General features: G+C 50.4%; 18 protein-coding genes. 16 read left to right on the top strand and 2 right to left on the bottom strand.

All coding sequences use genetic code 11. The annotated features are described in order from the left end of the window. The first annotated feature begins 245 nt into the window (after positions 1-245). The gene (locus tag KP22_RS06790; protein WP_039299036.1) at positions 246-1,268 is read left to right on the top strand and encodes a L,D-transpeptidase family protein; all 1,023 of its coding nucleotides are present in this window, start codon (positions 246-248) and stop codon (positions 1,266-1,268) included. A 223-nt stretch (positions 1,269-1,491) separates the two neighbouring features. On the opposite strand, the gene KP22_RS06785 is transcribed toward KP22_RS06790, so the two are convergent. Together KP22_RS06785 and pykF are read right to left on the bottom strand one after the other, a co-directional pair. Continuing rightward, positions 1,492-1,728, bottom strand: coding sequence for a major outer membrane lipoprotein (locus KP22_RS06785; protein WP_005970385.1), 237 nt, complete (start codon positions 1,726-1,728; stop codon positions 1,492-1,494). A 313-nt stretch (positions 1,729-2,041) separates the two neighbouring features. Beyond that, positions 2,042-3,454 carry a pyruvate kinase PykF gene (gene pykF, locus KP22_RS06780; RefSeq protein ID WP_039323195.1) on the bottom strand — a complete coding sequence of 471 codons (1,413 nt, stop codon included), beginning with the start codon at positions 3,452-3,454 and terminating at the stop codon, positions 2,042-2,044. Positions 3,455-4,098: 644 nt separating this feature from the next. Between pykF and licT the strand changes: the two genes are divergently transcribed. The 15 genes from licT to ccmB all read left to right on the top strand — a co-directional run bounded on the left by licT (position 4,099) and on the right by ccmB (position 21,659). After that, positions 4,099-4,962 (top strand): BglG family transcription antiterminator LicT, encoded by an 864-nt coding sequence (licT, locus tag KP22_RS06775; RefSeq protein WP_039323192.1) that lies wholly within the window; start codon positions 4,099-4,101, stop codon positions 4,960-4,962. Positions 4,963-5,264: 302 nt separating this feature from the next. Next, the gene (bglF, locus tag KP22_RS06770) at positions 5,265-7,166 is read left to right on the top strand and encodes a PTS beta-glucoside transporter subunit IIABC (protein WP_039323189.1); all 1,902 of its coding nucleotides are present in this window, start codon (positions 5,265-5,267) and stop codon (positions 7,164-7,166) included. Positions 7,167-7,201: 35 nt separating this feature from the next. Further along, entirely contained in the window at positions 7,202-8,596 is a 1,395-nt protein-coding gene (locus KP22_RS06765) for a glycoside hydrolase family 1 protein (protein ID WP_039299044.1), read from the top strand. 250 nt (positions 8,597-8,846) lie between these two features. Next, positions 8,847-10,505 carry a carbohydrate porin gene (locus tag KP22_RS06760; RefSeq protein WP_039323186.1) on the top strand — a complete coding sequence of 553 codons (1,659 nt, stop codon included), beginning with the start codon at positions 8,847-8,849 and terminating at the stop codon, positions 10,503-10,505. 86 nt (positions 10,506-10,591) lie between these two features. Continuing rightward, entirely contained in the window at positions 10,592-11,782 is a 1,191-nt protein-coding gene (locus KP22_RS06755) for an alpha/beta hydrolase (protein ID WP_209428688.1), read from the top strand. Positions 11,783-11,888: 106 nt separating this feature from the next. Next, complete coding sequence (locus KP22_RS06750; RefSeq protein WP_039323184.1) at positions 11,889-12,902, top strand: nucleoside hydrolase; 1,014 nt, start codon at positions 11,889-11,891, stop codon at positions 12,900-12,902. Positions 12,903-13,356: 454 nt separating this feature from the next. Next, positions 13,357-14,775, top strand: coding sequence for an ammonia-forming nitrite reductase cytochrome c552 subunit (gene nrfA, locus KP22_RS06745; RefSeq protein WP_280513126.1), 1,419 nt, complete (start codon positions 13,357-13,359; stop codon positions 14,773-14,775). A gap of 48 nt (positions 14,776-14,823) precedes the next feature. Continuing rightward, positions 14,824-15,393 carry a cytochrome c nitrite reductase pentaheme subunit gene (gene nrfB / locus KP22_RS06740; RefSeq protein ID WP_039299056.1) on the top strand — a complete coding sequence of 190 codons (570 nt, stop codon included), beginning with the start codon at positions 14,824-14,826 and terminating at the stop codon, positions 15,391-15,393. After that, on the top strand, positions 15,390-16,061 hold the full coding sequence (nrfC, locus tag KP22_RS06735; protein WP_039299059.1) for a cytochrome c nitrite reductase Fe-S protein: 672 nt from the start codon (positions 15,390-15,392) through the stop codon (positions 16,059-16,061). Before nrfB ends, nrfC begins: the two co-directional genes overlap by 4 nt. Then, the gene (gene nrfD, locus KP22_RS06730; RefSeq protein WP_039323180.1) at positions 16,058-17,020 is read left to right on the top strand and encodes a cytochrome c nitrite reductase subunit NrfD; all 963 of its coding nucleotides are present in this window, start codon (positions 16,058-16,060) and stop codon (positions 17,018-17,020) included. The genes nrfC and nrfD overlap by 4 nt, the downstream gene beginning before the upstream one ends. Positions 17,021-17,041: 21 nt before the next feature. Continuing rightward, positions 17,042-18,916, top strand: a complete 1,875-nt coding sequence (locus KP22_RS06725; protein WP_039323178.1) for a heme lyase CcmF/NrfE family subunit — start codon at positions 17,042-17,044, stop codon at positions 18,914-18,916. Beyond that, positions 18,909-19,310, top strand: a complete 402-nt coding sequence (nrfF, locus tag KP22_RS06720; protein WP_039323176.1) for a heme lyase NrfEFG subunit NrfF — start codon at positions 18,909-18,911, stop codon at positions 19,308-19,310. The genes KP22_RS06725 and nrfF overlap by 8 nt, the downstream gene beginning before the upstream one ends. Further along, on the top strand, positions 19,307-20,137 hold the full coding sequence (gene nrfG / locus KP22_RS06715; RefSeq protein ID WP_039323174.1) for a heme lyase NrfEFG subunit NrfG: 831 nt from the start codon (positions 19,307-19,309) through the stop codon (positions 20,135-20,137). Before nrfF ends, nrfG begins: the two co-directional genes overlap by 4 nt. Before the next feature lie 245 nt (positions 20,138-20,382). After that, on the top strand, positions 20,383-21,003 hold the full coding sequence (gene ccmA / locus KP22_RS06710) for a cytochrome c biogenesis heme-transporting ATPase CcmA (RefSeq protein WP_039323172.1): 621 nt from the start codon (positions 20,383-20,385) through the stop codon (positions 21,001-21,003). Beyond that, the gene (gene ccmB, locus KP22_RS06705; RefSeq protein ID WP_081926227.1) at positions 21,003-21,659 is read left to right on the top strand and encodes a heme exporter protein CcmB; all 657 of its coding nucleotides are present in this window, start codon (positions 21,003-21,005) and stop codon (positions 21,657-21,659) included. The genes ccmA and ccmB overlap by 1 nt, the downstream gene beginning before the upstream one ends. Positions 21,660-21,682 lie beyond the last annotated feature (23 nt).

The raw sequence follows: 21,682 nt of genomic DNA, 5'->3' as shown, positions 1-21,682 counted from the left end.
ATTTCAGAATTCGTCCTGTATATTTATTTCCTGCTAAATTTTATCCTGACAGTGCTTTGTAAAGAATTGAATATCAATGCTTTGATTTTTAAATAAAATATTCTTTTGTTACAGCAATGCTAATATATACCACACGTTCTGTGGAGAGGCGCAGCAACAGCCTCATTGATACCAGATCAAGAGGTATAGTCGGATACTGCATTCTGGGTACACAACCAGATGTTATTGATTGTAGGGAACCTAATATGAAACGCGCGTTAACTTTACTTGGTATGGCCTTTGCGGCATACCTGGCCAGCACCGCCGCCAGAGCGACGGAATATCCGCTACCGCCACCAAATAGCCGCCTTATCGGCGAGAACATCGCTTATACGGTCCCCAATGACGGTCGTCCGCTGGAAGCTATCGCGGCGGATTTCAAGATTGGTTTACTGGGCATGCTGGAAGCAAATCCTGGAACGGATCCTTATCTGCCGACACCGGGTTCTACTCTCACGATCCCGACGCAAATGCTGTTGCCAGATACCCCGCGTGAAGGGATTGTGGTCAATCTGGCGGAATTACGCCTCTACTACTACCCGAAAGGGAAAAATACCGTCATCGTTTACCCGATCGGCATTGGTCAACTGGGGCGTAATACGCCACTGATGACGACCAGCGTGAGCGAGAAACGTGAGAATCCAACCTGGACGCCAACGGCGAACATCCGTAAGCATTATCTCGAAGAGCAAGGCATTACGCTGCCTGCTGTGGTTCCGGCTGGCCCGGATAACCCGATGGGACTTCATGCGTTGCGCCTGTCAGCGCATGGCGGCGTTTATCTACTGCATGGTACGAACGCGGACTTCGGTATCGGCATGCGCGTAAGCTCCGGCTGTATCCGTCTGCGTCCAGACGATATCAAGGCGTTGTTCGACAACGTGCCAGTCGGTACGCGTGTGCAGATTCTTAATGATGCAATTAAAACTTCCGTTGAACCGGACGGTAAACGCTATGTTGAAGTGCATCAGCCTTTGTCGAAGACCGATAAAGACGATCCACAAACCATGAAGATTCCGTTGACGGCGAAGACGCAGAAGTTTGTTAAGGACGCGGAGACGGACAGTAAAGCCGTTGCTGATGCGATTGTGCGTCGTTCCGGCATGCCGATTGTGGTTAGCGTGGGGCAAGATATCAATACCTACCAGCCACCGGTAGAGTCGTCTCCAGAAGCGCCTGAGACACATCAGGTTGCGCCAATCACTTCTATTAACACTACCTCGCGTTAATCATGAAATAAAACGGTCAGATGCGTCTTAGACGCATCTGTGCTGGTTCAGAGATCGGACGGAAGGATAGTGACGGCAGAAAACGTGGAAGAGGGATGAAAGCGAAGGTCGATGGAACAGAACTACTGATAGAATAAAACGTTTGGTACAGCGATTTATTGATAAAACAAAGGCAAAAAAATGGCGCACATTGTGCGCCATTTTCACTACTTAACCAGCTCGATTACTTTTTGTAAGTACGAACTTGGTTGTCCAGACGCTGGTTAGCACGAGCTGCGTCATCTTTAGCAGCTTGTACGTCAGAGCGGATTGCGTTCACGTCGTTGCTCAGTTGGTCAACTTTAGCGTTCAGAGTCTGAACGTCAGAAGACAGCTGATCAATTTTAGCGTTGCTTGAACAACCAGCAAGCAGAGTAGAACCCAGGATTACCGCGCCCAGTACCAGTTTAGTACGATTCATTATTAATACCCTCTAGATTGAGTTAATCTCCATGTAGCGTTACAAGTATTACACAAACTTTTTTCTAATGAGAATAAATTTTTGATGAGAACATGCTTAATTTTGATCGTTCGCTCAAAGAAACAGCGAGTTTTACCTATTCATTAAAAAAGTAAGGAAAACAGTGCTATTTTTATCGGATAACTCTGAGGTTTTAGGCTATTAAAATGGCGTGTTATGCAAACGCATTAATTAGGTTATCGCGCTGTAGAAAGTCGTTTCAGAATATAAAAAAAGCGCCATTAAGGCGCTTTTATCGATCTGAGTGTTGAGATCAGAGGCGATGTACGGAAGCGGTGTTGGTTGTGCCGCTGGAAACCAGTGCACCAGATACCATCACCACAACATCACCTGCTTGCGCATGACCGGTCTTCAGCGCCGCTTCTTTACCAATGCGGTAGAAATCATCGGTAGAAGCGATTTCCTTCACCAGCAGCGTATCAATGCCTTTGCTCAGCAGAAGCTGGCGCGCGGTGACTTCGTTAGTCGTCAGCGCCAGAATGCGGGCATTCGGGAAGTATTTACGGATAGATTTGGCTGACTTGCCGCCGCTGGTCGCAACGACAATCAGCGGTGCATCCAGTTTTTCTGCGGTTTCTACCGCACCACGACAAACAGCTTCAGTAATACGCAGTATTCCTGGCGTCTTGATGGTATCCAGACGGCTTTTCATCACGGAATCGGTGCGCTGACAGATCGTTGCCATAATCGTAACGGATTCCAGCGGATATTTACCTTTCGCACTTTCGCCAGACAGCATAACGGCATCGGTCCCGTCGATGATGGCGTTCGCCACGTCACCCGCTTCAGCGCGGGTAGGACGTGGGTTCTTGATCATTGAATCCAGCATTTGCGTCGCGGTGATAACCACTTTACGTGCCAGGTTACATTTTTCGATCATCATTTTCTGTGCAAAAATCACTTCTTCAACTGGGATTTCAACGCCCAGGTCGCCACGGGCAACCATGATGCCGTCGGATGCTTCCAGAATTTCGTCGAAATTGTTCAGGCCTTCCTGATTTTCGATTTTGGAAATGATCTGAATGTGCTCACCACCGTGTGATTTCAGGTGAGCGCGAATTTCTTCAACGTCGGAACGTTTACGAATAAAGGACGCTGCGACGAAGTCGACGCCTTGTTCGCAACCGAAAATCAGGTCGCGTTTGTCTTTTTCAGCCAGAGCAGGCAGTTGGATGGAAACGCCTGGCAGGTTAACACCTTTATTCTCGCCCAGATCGCCATTGTTCAGCACCTTACAAACGACGTCGTTACCGTTGATCGCGGTAACCTGCATACCGATCAAACCGTCATCAACCAGAACGGTGTTGCCCACGCTGAGGTCTTCGGTGAATCCAGCATAAGTGACTGCGACGCGATCTTTGTTACCCACGATGCTCTGATCGGTGGTGAAGGTGAACGTTTGACCAGCGGCCAGGGTTACATCAGCGCCGTTTTCCAGCTTCATGGTGCGGATTTCTGGGCCTTTGGTGTCAAGCAGGATAGCCGCTTGCTGACCCGTCTTTTCAATGACGGCACGCAGATTCTTGATGCGTTGACCATGTTCTGCGTAATCTCCGTGAGAGAAATTCAGGCGCATAACATTCATGCCCGCAGACAGCAGGTTGCCAAGCACTTCTTCCGACTCTGTTTTCGGCCCGATGGTACAAACAATTTTTGTCTTTTTCATAAGATAGTTTCTACAAGTTGTGATGGATAAAAAAACGAGTGAACCAGTGGCGATGTGGGACAAGCCGCTGGAAAGAATGTGTGAGGAAACAGCGTAAAGAGGTAAGTATAGATGGTCGTAGCGAATGGGTAATGGAGTACGCAGCCGCTCGTCGCATGAGATTAGCGGAGATTCGCGTTGGCGATGCCGTTGATAATACTATTATTGATAGTGGCACGTTGTTTAGCTGAAACCATTCAATTGAAACGACGTTCCGTATTATAGTTATTAAGCGCCGAGAAACAAGGTGGCAAAAGGTATCAAGTTGAATATTTTGTCGCGTTTACGCAAAAACTGTGCGATTTGGTGTTTTTGCCTAACTCTGTTGCGCAACTGCCTAAAAAATCCTCCGTATTAAGTACGGTATTACCGCGTGTGATGGCAAGTTGTTGATTCTAGTAATCGCCGACTATAAACAAAGAAAACACGTGTGAGCGACATGTTTTTCTGTCGATCCGTATCACGTTTTTGTGTCATGCTCCTTGAGAAGATGAATGCAGATGGTAGTTTACCAGCCATTGCGGATTGTTACTGCGTAAGCAGGCAAAACCAGATGCTCGTTCTTGCTACGAGTGTCTGGTTTTTTTGTTTCCAGGGTTTGAAAAATGAAGATTGCCAAAATACTCAACAATAATGTCGTCACCATAATCGACGAAAACAATAATGAGTCGGTTGTGATGGGACGCGGGCTGGGCTTCAAAAAGCACTCTGGCGATCTGCTGGATGAAACGCTGATTGAACGCGTGTTTGTCATGAAATCTGGCGAGCTGACATCGCGCCTACAGGAACTGCTGTCAGAAATTCCGATGGATGTCATCACGACGGCAGACAAGATCATTCTGCTGGCAAAAGCGCGCTTACCTGGGAAACTGCAAAATAGCGTCTATATCTCTTTAACGGATCACTGCCACTTTGCGATAGAGCGTCACAAGCAAGGCGTGGATATCCGCAATGTGCTGTTATGGGAAATAAAACGCCTGTATCCAAAGGAATTTGCCGTTGGTCAGGAAGCGCTGGATATTATTGAACAGCGTCTGGCTGTGCGGTTGCCGGAAGATGAGGCCGGATTTATTGCTCTGCATTTGGTTAATGCGCAGCTTGACAGCGAAATGCCGGAAGTATTGCAAATAACCAAAATCATGCAGGAAATACTGAATATTGTAAAATATCAGCTGAATCTGGATTATAACGAGCAAGCGTTAAGCTATCATCGATTTGTTACGCATTTGAAGTTTTTTGCGCAACGGCTAATAGGAAAAAGCACCGTATTTAGTGATGATGAATCATTGCATGATGTAGTGAAGGAAAGATATCAATTGTCTTATCGCTGTGCGGAAAAAATACAGGCGCATATTATTCAAAAGTATCATTATACGTTAACGAAAGAAGAGTTAATGTTCTTAACGATTCATATTGAACGTGTGCGTACGGAGGGGCTGGATAAAATAGAGCCAGGCGACGGAGAATAATTTCTGTTAATTTGCTTTCTGTCACAAAATAGTAGTGTGGCAAGATAAATCACTTGCTTACGATGAAAGTGAAAGAATAGAATATGAGGAAAGTAAATTATCAGATGAAGTGGTTTTTATTGTCGGTGCATGAGTTGTGCTGACAAAGAATTAGGATTGTTACTGTCAGTCCAGGCAGGCAAAACCTAAATCGTTTTCTCAATGTTTATTGGGAAAAGCGATTTAGGTTTTTTTTTGTCTCAAACAGAAATGGCAATCTTAAATTATTGATAATTAAGTCTGTTTAGCATTAAGGATAGACGATGGAATACAAAGCATTAGCAAGTGAGATACTCGATGGTGTCGGTGGACGTAGCAACATCATTAGCATGATGCACTGTGCAACCAGGCTGCGTTTTAAACTAAAAGACAACCAAAAGGCGGATGCAGCTGCGCTGAAGAATAATTCAGGCGTGATTATGGTGGTTGAAAGCGGCGGACAGTTTCAGGTTGTCGTAGGCAATCACGTTAGTGATGTGTATCGCAGCTTACTGAATGTTTCTGGATTGACCGATCAGACTGATTCCACAAATAATGAGGACGGTGATGAGAAAAAAGGAAATGTTTTCTCTCGCTTCATTGATATTATTTCTGGAATATTTACGCCATTAATTGGTGTGATGGCAGCCTCCGGTATTTTAAAAGGTTTTTTGGCGCTCAGCCTGGCCTGTGGCTGGATGGTTGAGACCAGTGGGTCGTATAAAGTGTTATTCGCTGCGAGTGATGCGCTATTCTTTTTCTTCCCAATTATTTTAGGCTATACCGCAGGGAAAAAGTTTGGCGGAAACCCATTCGTTACCATGGTGATTGGTGCTACGTTAGTACATCCATCAATGATTGCTGAATTTGGTGCGATGCAGGATACGGGTTACCAACGGCTTTATTTCCTCGGCATTCCAATCACCTTCATTAATTATGCCTCTTCGGTTATTCCTATTATTTTCTCGGCCTGGCTTGCTTCACGACTGGAAAAGCCGCTGAATGCCATCTTGCATATTAATATCCGTAATTTCTTCACGCCTCTACTGTGTCTTTGTATCACGGTTCCCGTTACGTTCCTGCTGATTGGCCCCGCGGCAACCTGGCTTGGGCACATGTTGGCCAGCGGTTACCAACTGATTTATGGGCTGAACTCCATGATTGCGGGCGCGTTAATGGGGGCGCTGTGGCAGGTGTTCGTTATTTTTGGCCTGCACTGGGGCTTAACACCGCTGATGATTAATAACCTTAGCGTGTTGGGGCACGACACCATGATGCCTCTCCTGGTTCCGGCGGTATTAGGGCAGGCGGGTGCGGTATTGGGCGTATTGTTGCGTACTCGCGACATGAAATTAAAAGGTATTTCCGGCTCGGCTTTCTCGGCTGCAATCTTTGGTATTACGGAACCTGCGGTATATGGCGTTACGCTGCCGCTGAAACGTCCTTTCATATTCGGCTGTGTTGGTGGCGCAATGGGAGCCGCAATTTTGGGGTATTTCCATACCACTATTTATTCCTTCGGCTTCCCGAGCATTTTCACCTTTACTCAGGTTATCCCGCCGACAGGTGTCGATAATACGGTCTGGGCCGCCATTATTGGTACGGCAATCGCCTTTACCTTCGCGGCGGTGGCTACCTGGGCCTTTGGGATTCCTGCGCAAGAAAATACCACAGTAGTAAACGCCCCCACGGCGGCTCCGCAAGCTACGCAAAACCCAAATGATGCAACGCGTAAACAAGCGATAACCAGCCCGATTGAGGGAACGGTACTGACCCTTGATCAGGTTGGTGATGAAACGTTTGCCAGCGGATTAATGGGAAAAGGTATCGCGATTAAACCGTTGGCTGGGCGCGTTGTTTCGCCGGTGAATGGGACCGTTGCTTCACTGTTTAAGACCAATCATGCCATTGGCCTCGAATCAGAAGAGGGGGCTGAGGTCCTCATCCACGTCGGTATCGATACGGTGAAATTGGATGGTCAGTATTTCATCGCACACATTAAGACTGGCGATGTCGTGAAGCAGGGCGATCTTCTGGTGGAATTTGATTATCAGGCGATTGAGAAAGCCGGTTATGACACGACAACGCCCGTCATTATCACGAATAGCGAAAATTACGTTGATATTCTGCCTACCGCCGGAAACACCGTGCGGGAACAGGGCGCACTGTTGACGTTAATCCGCTGAAATTGACATTTACGACCCAATTGGGAGGAGAGAAGATGAGCCATCAGTTTCCGAAAGAATTCTTGTGGGGAGGCGCGATCGCAGCCAATCAGGTTGAAGGCGCATATTTAACGGACGGCAAGGGGCTATCAACGTCCGATTTACAGCCACAGGGTATTTTCGGCGAGATCGTCATGCGTACGCCGGGCGACAGCGGAACTAAAGACACCGCGATCGATTTTTATCACCGCTATCCCGAAGATATCGCGCTTTTTGCTGAAATGGGTTTCAAATGCCTGAGAACCTCCATTGCCTGGACGCGTATTTTCCCGCAGGGCGATGAAACTCAGCCGAATGAAGCAGGGCTGGCATTTTACGATCGCCTGTTTGATGAAATGGCAAAGTATGGCATTCAGCCGCTTGTGACGTTGTCCCACTATGAAATGCCGTACGGTCTGGTGAAGAATTACGGTGGTTGGGGAAGTCGTGAAACGATTACGTTCTTCGAGCGCTATGCCCGCACGGTATTCCAGCGCTATAAAGACAAAGTGAAATACTGGCTGACGTTCAACGAAATCAACTGCGCGCTGCACGCGCCGTTTACAGGAATTGGCTTACCTACCGAGAGTAGTAAGCAGGATATTTATCAGGCGATTCATCACCAGCTCGTTGCCAGCGCTAAAGTGGTGAAGGCGTGCCATGAAATTATCCCTGATGCCAAAATCGGCAATATGATGTTGGGTTCCATGTTCTATCCATTAACCTGCAAGCCTGCGGATGTCATGGAAACGATGCAGCAGAACCGCGACTGGTTGTTCTTCGGTGATGTACAAACCAGAGGATACTACCCGGCGTACATGAAGCGTTTCTTCGCAGAGCACGGCATTACGCTGTCGGTAACGGAAGACGATCGTCAGTCTCTGAAGGAAACCATCGATTTCATTTCTTTCAGCTATTACATGACGGGTTGTGTGACCACCGATGAAGAAGTGAACCAGAAAGCCCGTGGCAATATTCTGAATATGGTGCCGAATCCGCATCTGGAAAGCTCCGAATGGGGGTGGCAGATCGACCCGGAAGGGTTGCGCTACTTGCTGAACTATCTGTATGACCGTTACCAAAAGCCGCTGTTCATTGTGGAAAACGGTTTGGGTGCTAAAGATAAACTGGAGAGTGATGGCAGCATTAACGATGACTATCGCATCAAATACCTGAACGACCACCTGTATCAAGTCGGCGAAGCGCTGGAAGATGGCGTTGAAGTGATGGGTTACACCTGCTGGGGGCCTATCGATCTGGTGAGTGCATCAAAAGCTGAAATGTCGAAACGCTACGGCTTCATTTATGTCGATCGCGATGATGAAGGCAACGGCACGTTAACGCGTCGGCGTAAGAAAAGTTTCTACTGGTATAAAGAGGTTATTTCCTCTAATGGTAAAGCGTTGAAATAAATCAGCGTATTGATACGTCACTTACGCATTCATTCTAAGAAAGAAGGTCTGGAATGAATGCGAAGTTTATTTTTTACACCCCATGGGAAAGATGGCCGAAAAATTAAACATGATTTAATGGCTAGCCATTAAATCATGTAAACAATCATTTGGGTTTTACAGAGAGCTTTTTATAAATAGACGAACCATCGGCTGGCGTCAGAATGGCTTCGTTTTAAATTTAATAATGTACCCTACTCGGATAATAATCATGCGTAAAAAATTCCCTGTAAAGGTGATGGTATTACTGATGTCGTCAGTGTTTTTGTCTAATGGTGCTATGGCCGCAAAATTGACCGTAGAAGAAAGGCTGGAACTATTGGAGAAAGAACTGGCGGCAAATAAAGCTGAATTGCAGTCAACGAAAAAAGAGCTGCGTGAATATAAGACGATCGCGGAGAATAAAACACGCATAGCCGCCAACTCAACGGCCCAACAGAAAACATTGGCTGTTGCATCAGCCGACACTTCTCCGTCTACCTATACTGTAGCGGCACCTACTGTTCAGCCTGCGACCAACACGGTTGATGTTGCCGCCACAGCAAATACGCAGCCAAAGCCGCTGACGCTCGCTGAAATTAGCAAATATGTCAAAAATGATCTTGGTTTTAGCTATACAGGCTATTTCCGTTCGGGATGGGCAACAGCCGATCATGGTTCACCAAAATCTTATGCGATCGGTTCTCTGGGGCGTTTTGGTAATGAGCATAGCGGCTGGTTCGATCTCTCCTTAAATCAAAAAGTATTTGAAGAAGGTAATAAGCGCGTTGATGCCGTTGTTCAGTTGGATGGCAACGTGGGCATGCAGTACAACAGCGCCTGGTTTGGTGAAGACGCCACGAACGAAAATAAACTGCAATTCTCTCATATGTATGTGACAACGAAAGGGTTTTTACCATTTGCGCCAGACGCAGATTTTTGGGTCGGTAAAAACACCTTACCCGTTTATGAAATTCAGATGCTGGACTGGAAAAGCCACCGCTCAGAAGCAGCCGGCGGTGTAGGTATTGAGAACTGGCAGTTGGGCGTGGGTCAGCTTGATCTCTCCTTAAATCGTGAAGATGTTAACGCACGCCATGCGCTATATAATCCCCGCAACAGCAGTTCGCCTCAGGATAAACACCAGGTCAATACCAACGCCGTTGATATCCGCTACAAAGGTATTCCGCTATGGGATAATGCAACGCTGTCTCTGATTGGTAAATATGCACAGGCCAATAAAGACAATATACAGAAAAATGACGAAAGTGATGGTTTGTCTTATAAGTTGAAGAATGCCTGGACTGCTGGTGTAATTTTACGGCAGGGATTATATAACGGCGGATTTAATGAATTTACCGTGCAGGGAGCCAGCAATGCTATAGCCAGCGGTTTTGCTAATATATCCGATGCTAACCCAACGTATAGTCGAAATGGTGATTACTATGGGAACCACTCAGGAAATGCATTCCGTGTGATCTCGCAAGGGGAAATGTATTTGCGTGATGATATTATCATGGCTAATGCATTAGTTTATTCAAAAGGGAACGATATCTACAGCTATGATACGGGTGCAAATACCGATTTTGATAGTATTCGCGCCGTACTTCGCCCTGCCTATATTTGGGATAAGTTCAATCAGACGGGAGTGGAATTGGCGTACTTTAATCAGACCAATAAAACAAACGGCGAGAATTACCATGAATCTGGGTATAAAACGACGCTATATCACGCCATCAAGGTTAATACCAGTATTTTAACGTCGCGGCCGGAAATCCGTTTTTATGGTACTTACCTGAAAATTGAAGATAACGACATCAGTAAGGCCACTTTTAACGACAGTAAGAACGATCAATTCTCATTGGGTGTTCAGGCGGAAGTCTGGTGGTAATACCTATCATCACGTCGGCACTACTACGGTGGTGTCGTCACATTTAGCAAAAACAGATTCGATTATGTGATAGTCGGGATGGGATTATGCGAATGAACATGAAGAAAATATCTTTATCATTATTAACGCTGGGCGTGCTGGTTGGCGTATCTATCAATGCGTCTGCGTTGCCGGCAGACTTTCCTGTTATGCCAGCGGCAACCATTCCGGTAAGCCAGTATGTCACGACGGTTAACGCGGACAGCAGCATTACCTTCCGCCTGTTTGCGCCAACGGCGAAGCAGGTCAGTGTTTTTACCGGTTCGACTCCCGATAGCATCGTGTCCCATGCGATGACGAAAGATCAATCAGGCGTGTGGTCGTTCAAAACGCCTGTGCTGTCGCCGAACCTGTATGAATATTTCTTCACCGTGGATGGTTTTCGTACCATCGATACAGGTACGGCGTTTACCAAACCGCAGCGTCAGGTGAATACCAGCCTGATTCTGGTGCCGGGAAGTATTCTGGACGTGCGTCAGGTTCCGCACGGTGAGCTGAGAACGCTGACCTATCATTCAAATGCGTTGAAATCAGAGCGTCAGATGTATGTCTGGACGCCGCCAGGCTATAGCGCATCGTCAAAACCGTTACCCGTGCTCTATTTCTATCATGGCTTTGGCGACACGGGTGCGTCTGCCGTGGTACAGGGGCGAATACCGCAGATGATGGATAACCTGCTGGCAGAGAAAAAAATTGAGCCGATGCTGGTCGTCATCCCTGATACGGAAACCGACGTTCCTGGGATTATCCCGGAAGAATACCCACCGCAGGAGCGACGCAAGGTGTTCTATCCGCGCAATGCGTTAGCGGCGGACAGGGAACTCATTCATGACATTATCCCTGAAATCGGTAGACGCTTTAATGTTCGTCAGGATGCAAATGGCAGGGCGCTGGCCGGGTTGTCTCAGGGGGGATATCAGGCGCTGGTTTCGGGTATGAGCCATCTGGATCATTTCAGTTGGTTGGCAACGTTTAGCGGCGTCACTACCGAAACGGTGCCAAACACGGCCGTTGCTGCACAACTTGAACGACCTGAGCAGATTAATCAGCAACTGAAAAACTTCACGGTGGTGATTGGCAAAACCGATAACATCACCGGTAAGGATATTGCAGGCTTGAAAACCGTACTGGAGCAGAAAAATATCCGGTTTGACTATACCCATTATCCTAATCTCGGCCATGAGATGGATGTCTGGCGACCGGCCTACAGCGAATTTGTTCAGAAGCTTTTTAAGTAGTGTCTTCGTGCTGCGGGTTGAATATCCGCATGCTCGCTTTCTGTGATGGCAGCCTGAATCGCTGGGCTGCCATATCAACGACTGCCCAGCACAGTTAAGGATAATCATGTTTATCTACAGATATTTTGCTCGGTTTGCCATGGTGATCGTGGCATTACCTTTCCTCAGCGCGTTCGACGCTCAGGCTCAAACTTCACTTTTTGATGTAGCCGATCATAAACAGATTCGCGTCATTATCAGTGCCGATGCTAAAAACGAGGCTGACGATGATTTTGCCGTTGCCCATGCAGTGCTGACGCCGACGATGCAGGTGAAAGGACTGATTGCCGCCCATTACTCCCGTACCGCATCGCTGATGAAACGTGATGGCGAAAATAGCATGATGGAAAGCTACCACGAGCTTCAGCGCCTGATGAATGTGATGGGAAAGACTGACATTCCTGTTTATCGCGGTGCGACGCAGGCACTGAAAGCTGACGGTGGTGCGCCTGCGTTGAGCGAAGGGGCGCAGATGCTCATCAAGGAGGCGTTAAAAGACAATCCGCATCCGTTATTTGTGTTAGTTATGGGGCCGATTACGGATATTGCTGCTGCGCTTCAGGCTGAACCGAAGATCACCAGTAAAATGACGGTAGTGTGGATTGGCGGCATGCCTTATCCGAAAGGCGGCTGGGAATACAATATGTTCAACGATCCGGTGGCGGCGAACAGCGTATTCAAATCCCAGATACCGTTGTGGCAGGTTCCGCACAATGTTTATATGTCCGTGCGCGTCTCGCTGTCTGAACTGGCGGTGCGCGTGAAGCCGCAAGGGAAAGTCGGGGAGTATCTGTGGCAACAACTCATCGAGTTTAATCGTGCGATTTCCGAAACTATCAAAGATGTTCCCTGGCCGAAAAGTGAAGTTTGGGTATTGGGTGATAATCCCGCGGTTTCTTTGTTGCTGGATGACCACGAATATCACTACACGCTGATTAACGCGCCACAGTTAAACGACGATCTGACCTATGCGCCTCAGGACAATGCGCGCCAAATTCGGGTGTATAACGCGGTTGATGCCCGCTTCACGCTGGAAGATTTTTACGCCAAGTTGGCATTGGCTTATGGTCAGGGAAAATAAAAATTCCCGAAGGGTTAATTCCGCTTACTCAAGCGTGGATTTAGACCGTTCACGGTAATACATTCCCGCGGGGATGCCTTACGCCGCGTTTTATCAGAAAACACACTGGGATGAATTTCTGACATGAACACTCATCCCAGCGCTCGCGCCACATACCTTGATGCCGAAGCTGACAGTGTTTAAGCTCATAATTTTTAAGCCTGCAATTTTCAAGTCCCTTGTCTTATTTTGGCGATTCCCGCCCCTCCGCGACTGAGACAATCCTCATATAACTTTCGATACCATTCATTACTTCTCTTTACCTTTGATCGAAAACAATATTTTAAATGCATCTTTTTGCTATTCATAGGGAGAGCAATGTCACGACAGTTGGTGTGGTTTCTGTCGAATGGATAACTAAAATGACCGCCAGCAGGCGGCTTAATGTGGACACAAACGCATGGTCAGGATAAGCATGTCAATCTCCTATCTGTGGGGCATGGTAGCCAGTCTCTTTCTAATGATGCCAGCCTATTCGGCGGATGTTCCGGCGTCTCCTTCTCCCGCCCCGATAGAGGCAAGAAACTCGGTATTCATCAATCAACACCCCGATCAGTTCAACTCGTGGAAAGCGACCGGCGAACAGTCTGAGCGCCACGATGCGCTGGCAGAAGATCCCTATATGGTGATCCTCTGGGCGGGTTACCCTTTTTCCAGAGACTATAATAAGCCGCGCGGCCATGCTTATGCGTTAACGGACGTGCGTGAAACGCTACGCACCGGCGCACCGAAGACGGCGGAAGATGGTCCTCTGCCAATGGCGTGCTGGAGTTGTAAAAGCCCGGACGTCGCCCGATTGATCCAACAGGAAGGCGAGGAAGGCTACTTCAAAGGCAAATGGGCGCGCGGCGGACCGGAGATTACTAACGATCTCGGCTGTGCAGATTGCCATGATACCGCATCCCCGGATTTTGCTCAGGGCAAACCCGCGCTGACGCTGTCCCGTCCTTACGCGGAGCGCGCAATGGAGGCGATTGGCAAACCGTTTGATAACGCCAGTCGGTTCGGACAGCAGTCCATGGTCTGTGGACAATGTCACGTTGAGTATTATTTTTCTGGCAAAGATAAAGCGGTGAAATTCCCATGGGATAACGGCACGAAAGTCGAAGACATGGAGAAATACTATGACGCCATTTCCTTCTCCGACTGGACTAACACCCTTTCCCGTGCACCGATGCTGAAAGCCCAACATCCAGAGTATGAAACCTGGAGCGTTGGTATCCACGGTAAAAACAACGTGACCTGTATCGACTGCCATATGCCGAAAGTGAAAAACGCAGATGGCAAGCTGTACACCGATCACAAGATAGGTAACCCCTTCGATAACTACGGCGAAACCTGCACCAATTGCCATACGCAGGATAAAGCGGCAATGCAGGCAGTTGTCGCTGAACGCAAAACGGCGATTCAGGAATTGAAACTGAAAGCAGAGGAGCAACTGGTTCACGCGCATTTTGAGGCCAAAGCGGCCTGGGATGCCGGTGCAACCGAAGCAGACATGCAGCCGATTCTGATGGATATCCGCCATGCACAGTGGCGCTGGGATTTGGCAGTGGCGTCTCACGGCATTCATATGCATGCGCCGGATGAAGGCTTACGGATGCTTGGCACCTCGCTGAGCAAATCTGCCGAGGCGAGAACCAAACTGGTGCGCCTATTGGCACAGAAAGGTGTGACAGGGGAAGTCAAGTTGCCGGATATCTCGACGAAAGAGAAAGCGCAACAGGCGATTGGTCTCAACATGCAGCAAATCAACGCCGAAAAACAGGATTTCCTGAATACGGTAGTGCCGCAGTGGGATGAGCAAGCGCGTAAAGCTGGACGACTGAACTAATAACCCCTCATCGCCCGTGGACGCGGGCGATCATAAAGTGGAGTGGATATGAGCGTATTACGTTCGTTATTGACTGCCGGGGTGCTGGTATCAGGCATGCTTTGGGCATTGCCAGGGCTGACGCAGCCCGCACCTCAGGCGGAAAAAGGAGAGCGGTGGGAGGTCATGCCGCAGCGCAATCCCGATGAGGCTTGTCTACAGTGCCATAAACCGGAAGAGGATGGCATGCAAGGCAAGCATGCCACCGCCGTCAACCCGCATAATCAACAACAGCTGACCTGCACGAACTGTCACGGCAAGCCGTCACTACTACACCGCGAAGGCGTTAAAGATGTCATGCGCTTTAACTTCCCGATGTATAAGGTGGAAGAACAGAACAGCGTCTGTATGTCATGCCATGCGCCGGAGCAGTTACAGAAAGCGTTTTGGCCACACGATGTGCATGTGACGAAAGTGGCGTGTGCCAGCTGCCATCAACTGCACCCCACGCAGGACAGTATGCAGACGCTGAACGACAAGAGTCGCATCAAACTGTGCGTGGATTGCCATAGCGATCAGCGTAATAACCCAGACTTCAACCCAGCCTCAGTGCATCTGGGTAATAAGAGGCAGCCATGAGTTGCTCTCGTCGTCAATTTCTTGCCCGTATGGGAGGGCTGATCGCCATCACCAGTGCGGCGGGGCAGGTCGTTGCACAGACGCTGAACGTTAACGGCGTCCGCTACGGCATGATCCACGATGAATCGCTCTGTATCGGCTGTACGGCGTGCATGGATGCCTGTCGTGAGGTCAATCAGGTGCCGGAGGGGGTATCGCGTCTGACGATCATTCGCAGCGAACCGATTGGGACATTCCCAGACGTGAAATATCGCTTTTTCCGTCACTCCTGTCAGCACTGTGAGAATTCCCCCTGCGTTGACGTGTGCCCTACTGGTGCGTCGTATCGTGATGCGGCAAGCGGCATTGTAGATGTGGATCCCGACCTGTGCGTAGGGTGCCAATACTGTATTGCGGCCTGCCCTTATCAGGTGCGCTTTATTCATCCGAAGACGAAAACGGCGGATAAGTGTGATTTTTGCCGCAAGACCAATCTGAAAGCCGGAAAACTGCCTGCCTGTGTGTTGTCTTGTCCGACGAATGCGCTGACGTTTGGTAATCTTGACGATCCTGACAGCGAAATTTCCCGCCTGCTTCGTCAACAGCCGACCTATCGCTACAAAATCGCGCTCGGCACTCGTCCTAAGGTTTATCGCGTACCGTTTAAATACGGGGAGGTTCATCAATGACGCCGGTGTCTTCAAGCGCATTCCATTTTGATTCGTTAGTCTGGGACTGGCCGATTGCGATTTACCTGTTCCTGGTGGGTATTTCTGCGGGTCTGGTGACGCTGTCGGCCCTACTGCGGCGCTACCATCCCGAACAGGCCACCGCAGACAGTACGCTAATGCGCACCACGCTTATTCTCGCGCCGTGCACCATCATTTTCGGATTGCTGATTCTGGTCTTCCACCTGACGCGCCCCTGGACGTTCTGGAAGCTGATGTTCCATTACAGTTTTACCTCGGTGATGTCGGTTGGGGTGATGCTGTTTCAGGTTTACATGGCGGCGCTGGCAGTCTGGCTGGTCAATATTTTTAGCGAGCAGGCTATTGTACTGCAACAGCGCTGGCTGCCGAAGCTGACTCTCTTCCCCAAGGTGCTCGGCTGGCTGGCACCGATGCAGAAATCGCTGGATATCGTGATGTTACTGCTTGCGGTGATGTTAGGGGCTTACACCGGATTTTTACTCTCCGCGCTGAAGACCTACCCGCTGCTGAATAACCCGATTCTGCCCGCGTTATTCCTGTTTTCGGGGGTGTCCTCCGGTGCCGCAGTGGCGCTGATCGCTATGACCTGCCGCTATCGTCGCAATCCGCATAGCGACGAGGCGCACTTTGTTCATCGCGTCGAAACGCCGGTCGTGTGGCTAGAGATCTTCTTGCTGTTCGCGTTCTTTATTGGCCTTGCTTTGGGGGATGATGGGAAGCAGCGGGCGTTAGTGGCTGCGTTGGGTGGTGGATTCTGGGCCGTGTGGTTCTGGCTGGGTGTGGTAGGGGTTGGATTAGTCATTCCCTTGCTGCTCAAGTCGTGGGCTAACCGTCAGCATTCACCCTATGGGGTGCTGGCGGTCTGCGGCATGAGTTTAGTAGGCGTTTTGCTGCTGCGCTTCTTTATCCTCTATGCGGGGCAGTTAACCGTTGTCTAGCTTCCAGCAAGAGGCCTGTTGATGTTGTTATTGCCAGAGTTTGGGTATGTGGCGCTGTTACTGGCAGTTTGCGTCGGTGTGGCCACGGCATTGCTAACATTTTCAGGCTACTCTCTGCGCTGGTCGGGCACTTACCGACTGGCGCGGTGCTGGACGCTGGTGCTGTTTGGTCTCGTGCTGTTCGCGTTTGTCGCGCTGACGCTAAGCGTGGCACAGGATGATTTTTCTGTTAATTACGTCGCTCAGCATAGCCACCGTGATTTACCGCTGGGGCTAAAAATTGCGGCGGTTTGGGGCGGGCATGAAGGGTCGCTGCTGCTGTGGCTGCTGTGTTTGTCCGGCTGGAGCGCCGCGTTCGCCTGTCGCTATCGCAAGGCGACGAGCGATCTGTTCCCGCTGACGCTGGCGATGCTCGCGGTGATTGCGACCGCATTGCTGGTATTCATTGTGTTTTTTTCCGATCCCTTTGTGCGTCTCTTCCCGCTTGCGGTGGCGGGGAGGGATCTCAACCCGATGCTGCAACATATTGGCCTCATTCTCCATCCACCCTTGCTCTACCTAGGCTATGGCGGTTTAACCGTGAGTGCAGCACTGGCGTTAGCCGCTCTAATTCACGGCGAGTTAACGGCTCCGGCCGCCTGGATTTGCTGGCGCTGGACGCTGCCAGCCTGGAGTCTGCTAACGCTGGGAATCATTTTGGGGTCGTGGTGGGCTTATAACGAGCTGGGCTGGGGAGGATGGTGGTTCTGGGATCCGGTAGAAAACGCCTCATTGCTCCCGTGGTTAACGGCCAGCGCATTACTTCACAGTCTGTCTGTCACGCGAATGCGCGGTATCTTCCGCCATTGGTCACTGATATTGGCGCTGTTGACGTTCATTTTATGCCTGCTGGGGACGCTGATTGTTCGTTCCGGAATACTGGTTTCTGTCCATGCCTTCGCCCTCGAACATGACCGCGCGGTGCCTTTATTTATCCTGTTTGCCTGTTTAAGCATGGCGGCGCTGGCTGTTTATGGCTGGCGTGCTCAGCTTGTCCACCCCGCAGCCCGTTTCTCCGGCTGGTCACGGGAAATGGCAATATTGCTGGTGCTGTTGTTATTTAGTGCCGTCGCGCTGGTGGTCATGCTTGGCACGCTTTATCCGATGATTTATGGACTGGCAGGCTGGGGGAAAATCTCAGTAGGCGCGCCCTATTTTAATCGCGTGCTCTTGCCCTTCGCTGGCTTGATGCTGTTGCTCATTGGAGTCGCAGCGGGAGGCTACTGGAAACGTAGCGCGCGTTGGCCTGTCTGGCGTTTAGGCGTGACGCTGGCGGTCGGTGTCGTCATCACTTTGGTCTTATGGCCGTATGGGTACGATGTGGCGCTGGCTTCCGGTCTGATCGGCTGGGTGATGGCTGCGCAGTGGCTACAGCCGCTGTCGGCGCTACGCCAGCAGCTTCCAGCGCTGTTAGCACATACGGGAGTGGCGCTGTTTGCCTTGGGGATTGCGTTCTCTGCGGGCAGCAAGCAGGAAATCAGCGCCAATGTGGGTCAGGGAGAACAGGTTACGCTGGGTGACTATCAATTTCATTTTTTACAGTTGGATTTAGTGGCGGCGCAGAATTACACCGCAGAGCAGGCCGTGATTGCGATTTATCGTGGCGACTCGCCGATCGCCCGCGTCATCCCAGAACGCCGTTATTACAATGCACGCAAACAGCAGATGATTGAACCGGGTATTGCCTGGGGGCCAATCAGAGAATGGTATGCCGTGATGGGAGAGAAAACCGGCGAAAACCGCTATGCGATGCGTTTCTATGTGCAAACCGGCGTTCGCTGGGTGTGGGGCGGCGGCATGCTAATGGTTGCGGGCGCACTGCTGGGATGGTTCAGAGGGAGAAGGGCTTATGACTAAATATCCTATGCTCTTTTTTATGCTGCTGGCTTTTTCTGTGCAGGCTCAGGTGGTCGATACCTGGGTGTTTTCCAGTCAGGCACAGCGCCAGGAAGCGATGGCGATTGCTGGGGAATTACGCTGCCCGCAGTGCCAGAACCAGAGCCTGCTGGAGTCGAACTCGCCCGTGGCGGTCAGCATGCGCCATGAGGTTTTTTCCATGGTGGAGCAGGGCAAAGACAAGTCAGAAATTATGGCGTTTATGAACCAGCGCTATGGCGATTTTGTTCAATACAACCCCCCAATTAAAATGCAAACCGCCATCCTTTGGCTAACGCCATTGCTTTTGCTGTTAGCGATCGCGGTGATTGCGTGGCGGGTGATGCGGCGACAGAACCGAGGGGGGCACCTATGAGTCTGCTAAACGTGCTGATCGTCGCTGTCGCTGTGCTTGTTCTCGGTGTTGGACTGCTGTGGCCGCTATTGCCCCTGCGCAATACGGAAGGGGATGGAAAGCTACCGCGTTTAGCGGAACGCATCTGGCATTTTCAGTGTGAACAGGCAGTGAAGCACCTTTCTGAGCATGAAGCCAAGATGCTGGGGCGCGAACTGGCTCACGATTTGCCGTTAACGCTATCCTCTTCTTCCGCACCGCGCCCGATGCCCACTATCGCCGTTGTTGCTGTGGTCATCGTTATCCTATTGAGCAGTGCGGCGTTCTATGCGCTGAGCCCGCGCGGTGTGCTGGTTCAGGCGGAACGCCAGCGGCTTGCCGATCCGCTACGTGATTTTAGCGACGCACAGCAGCAGGAAAAACAGCTTGCTGCCTTGCAGGACAACATTCGTAACACGCCGGGTGATAGCGCTCTCTGGGCCGAGCTGGGTGAATATTATCTTTACCGTAACGCCTATGACAACGCACTGCGCGCTTATCGGCAGGCGATTGCACTGAAGGGTGACAGTGCGGAGTTGTATTCGGCGCTGGCGACGGTGCTGTATTACCAGTCTGGTCAGGTTGTCACGCCTCCTATGCAGGAGATGGTCGATAAAGCGCTGGCGCTGGACGCCAATGAAGTCACGGCGCTGATGCTACTGGCGTCTGATGCGTTCATGAAGGCCGATTATGCACGTGCGATTACGATCTGGCAGCGCCTGTTGGATACATACAGCCCCCGGGTTAACCGCGCTCAATTGATCGAAGCGATCAACACGGCAACGCTGCTAAAGAATAGCCAGAAATAGTGAATGAAGGTCTTATGGTGCACGAAACGGTCTCGGTGGCTGCATAAAAATATGACCAAGACGCTGTGCTCCTACACGACTTTTGACACCGTCATGATGACGGAGATAACCGGAATCACCGACTTTATTGATCTCAATAAAAAAGATTAACTCTTTAGGGTTACGCCCCCCGAGAGGGGGGAGTAAGGGCACCATGTTATTCTATACCCAGGGTATATGGCATTAGAAAGTAGGAGTACACCCCGATGTTAGAAGCGCGCGATGTGGTTTGCATACGCGATGAGCATGTGCTGTTCAGCGCGTTGTCGTTTACGGCTAAACCGGGAGAAATGGTGCAGATTGCTGGCGCCAACGGGGTAGGTAAAACATCGCTGCTGCGCATGTTAAGCGGTCTGGCGACGCCCGAATCGGGAGAAATCTGCTGGCAGGGGCAGAGGATCAATCGTATCCGCGAGCATTTTAATCAGCAGCTTCTGTGGCTAGGCCATCAGCCGGGCATCAAGAGCGTCCTGACCGGTGAAGAAAACCTGCGCTTCTTCTATCCGCAACAGCATCAGGATGCACATTGGCAGGCGTTGGCAGCAGTCGGGCTGGCAGGATATGAAGATGTGCCCGTGGCGCGTCTTTCGGCAGGACAACAGCGGCGCGTTGCGCTGGCGCGTTTGTGGCTCACCGACGTGCCGCTGTGGATTCTGGATGAACCGCTGACCGCGCTTGACGTGGCAGGCGTCGAAATGCTGACACAGCGTATGGAACACCATATTGCGCACGGCGGCATTATTATTTTAACCACCCATCAGCCGCTACGTCCGTTTGCTCAAAGTATCCGCTGCATCCAGCTCACTCCGAGTGAGGGAATGCCATAATGCGACGACTGATTGCTCGAGAACTGCGTGTCGCGCTACGTAATAACGCCGAAATTCTCAACCCGCTGTGGTTTTTCCTCATCGTCATCATTTTATTCCCTTTAGCCATTGGGCCAGAACCGCAGCTATTGATGCGCGTGGCGCCGGGCGTGGTGTGGGTCGCTGCACTGCTCGCTTCTCTGTTGGCGATGGATCGCCTTTTCCGTGATGACTATCAGGACGGTTCGTTGGAACAGCTGACGTTGCTGCCGTTGCCGTTACCGTTGGTGGTACTGGCGAAAGTGGTGGTGCACTGGATGGTCAGTGGGTTGCCGTTGTTACTGCTTTCGCCGCTGGCGGCGCTTTTGTTTGGGCTGGACTGCCACGGTTGGCGGGTGATGGCGTTAACGCTGTTGCTCTGCACGCCAACGCTGAGTTTTCTCGGCGCTATCGGCGCGGGATTAACGGTCGGGCTGCGCCGCAGCGGCGTACTGTTAAGCCTGCTGGTATTGCCGCTGACCATACCGCTGTTGATTTTTGCTACGGCGGCAGTCGAGGCCGCGATGATGCAACTGCCAGTGGGCGGGTATCTGGCGATACTCGGTGCTTTTCTGGCAGGTAGCGCGACCCTAAGCCCGTTTGCCACGGCGGCGGCATTGCGGGTGAGCATACAATAATTTTCCGATCTCAGGATCGCATT

This window comes from Pectobacterium betavasculorum, from assembly GCF_000749845.1.
GTDB classification, from domain to species: domain Bacteria; phylum Pseudomonadota; class Gammaproteobacteria; order Enterobacterales; family Enterobacteriaceae; genus Pectobacterium; species Pectobacterium betavasculorum.
Note: the sequence above shows the minus strand (reverse complement) of the source record. Positions and strands in the feature narration are given on the sequence as shown.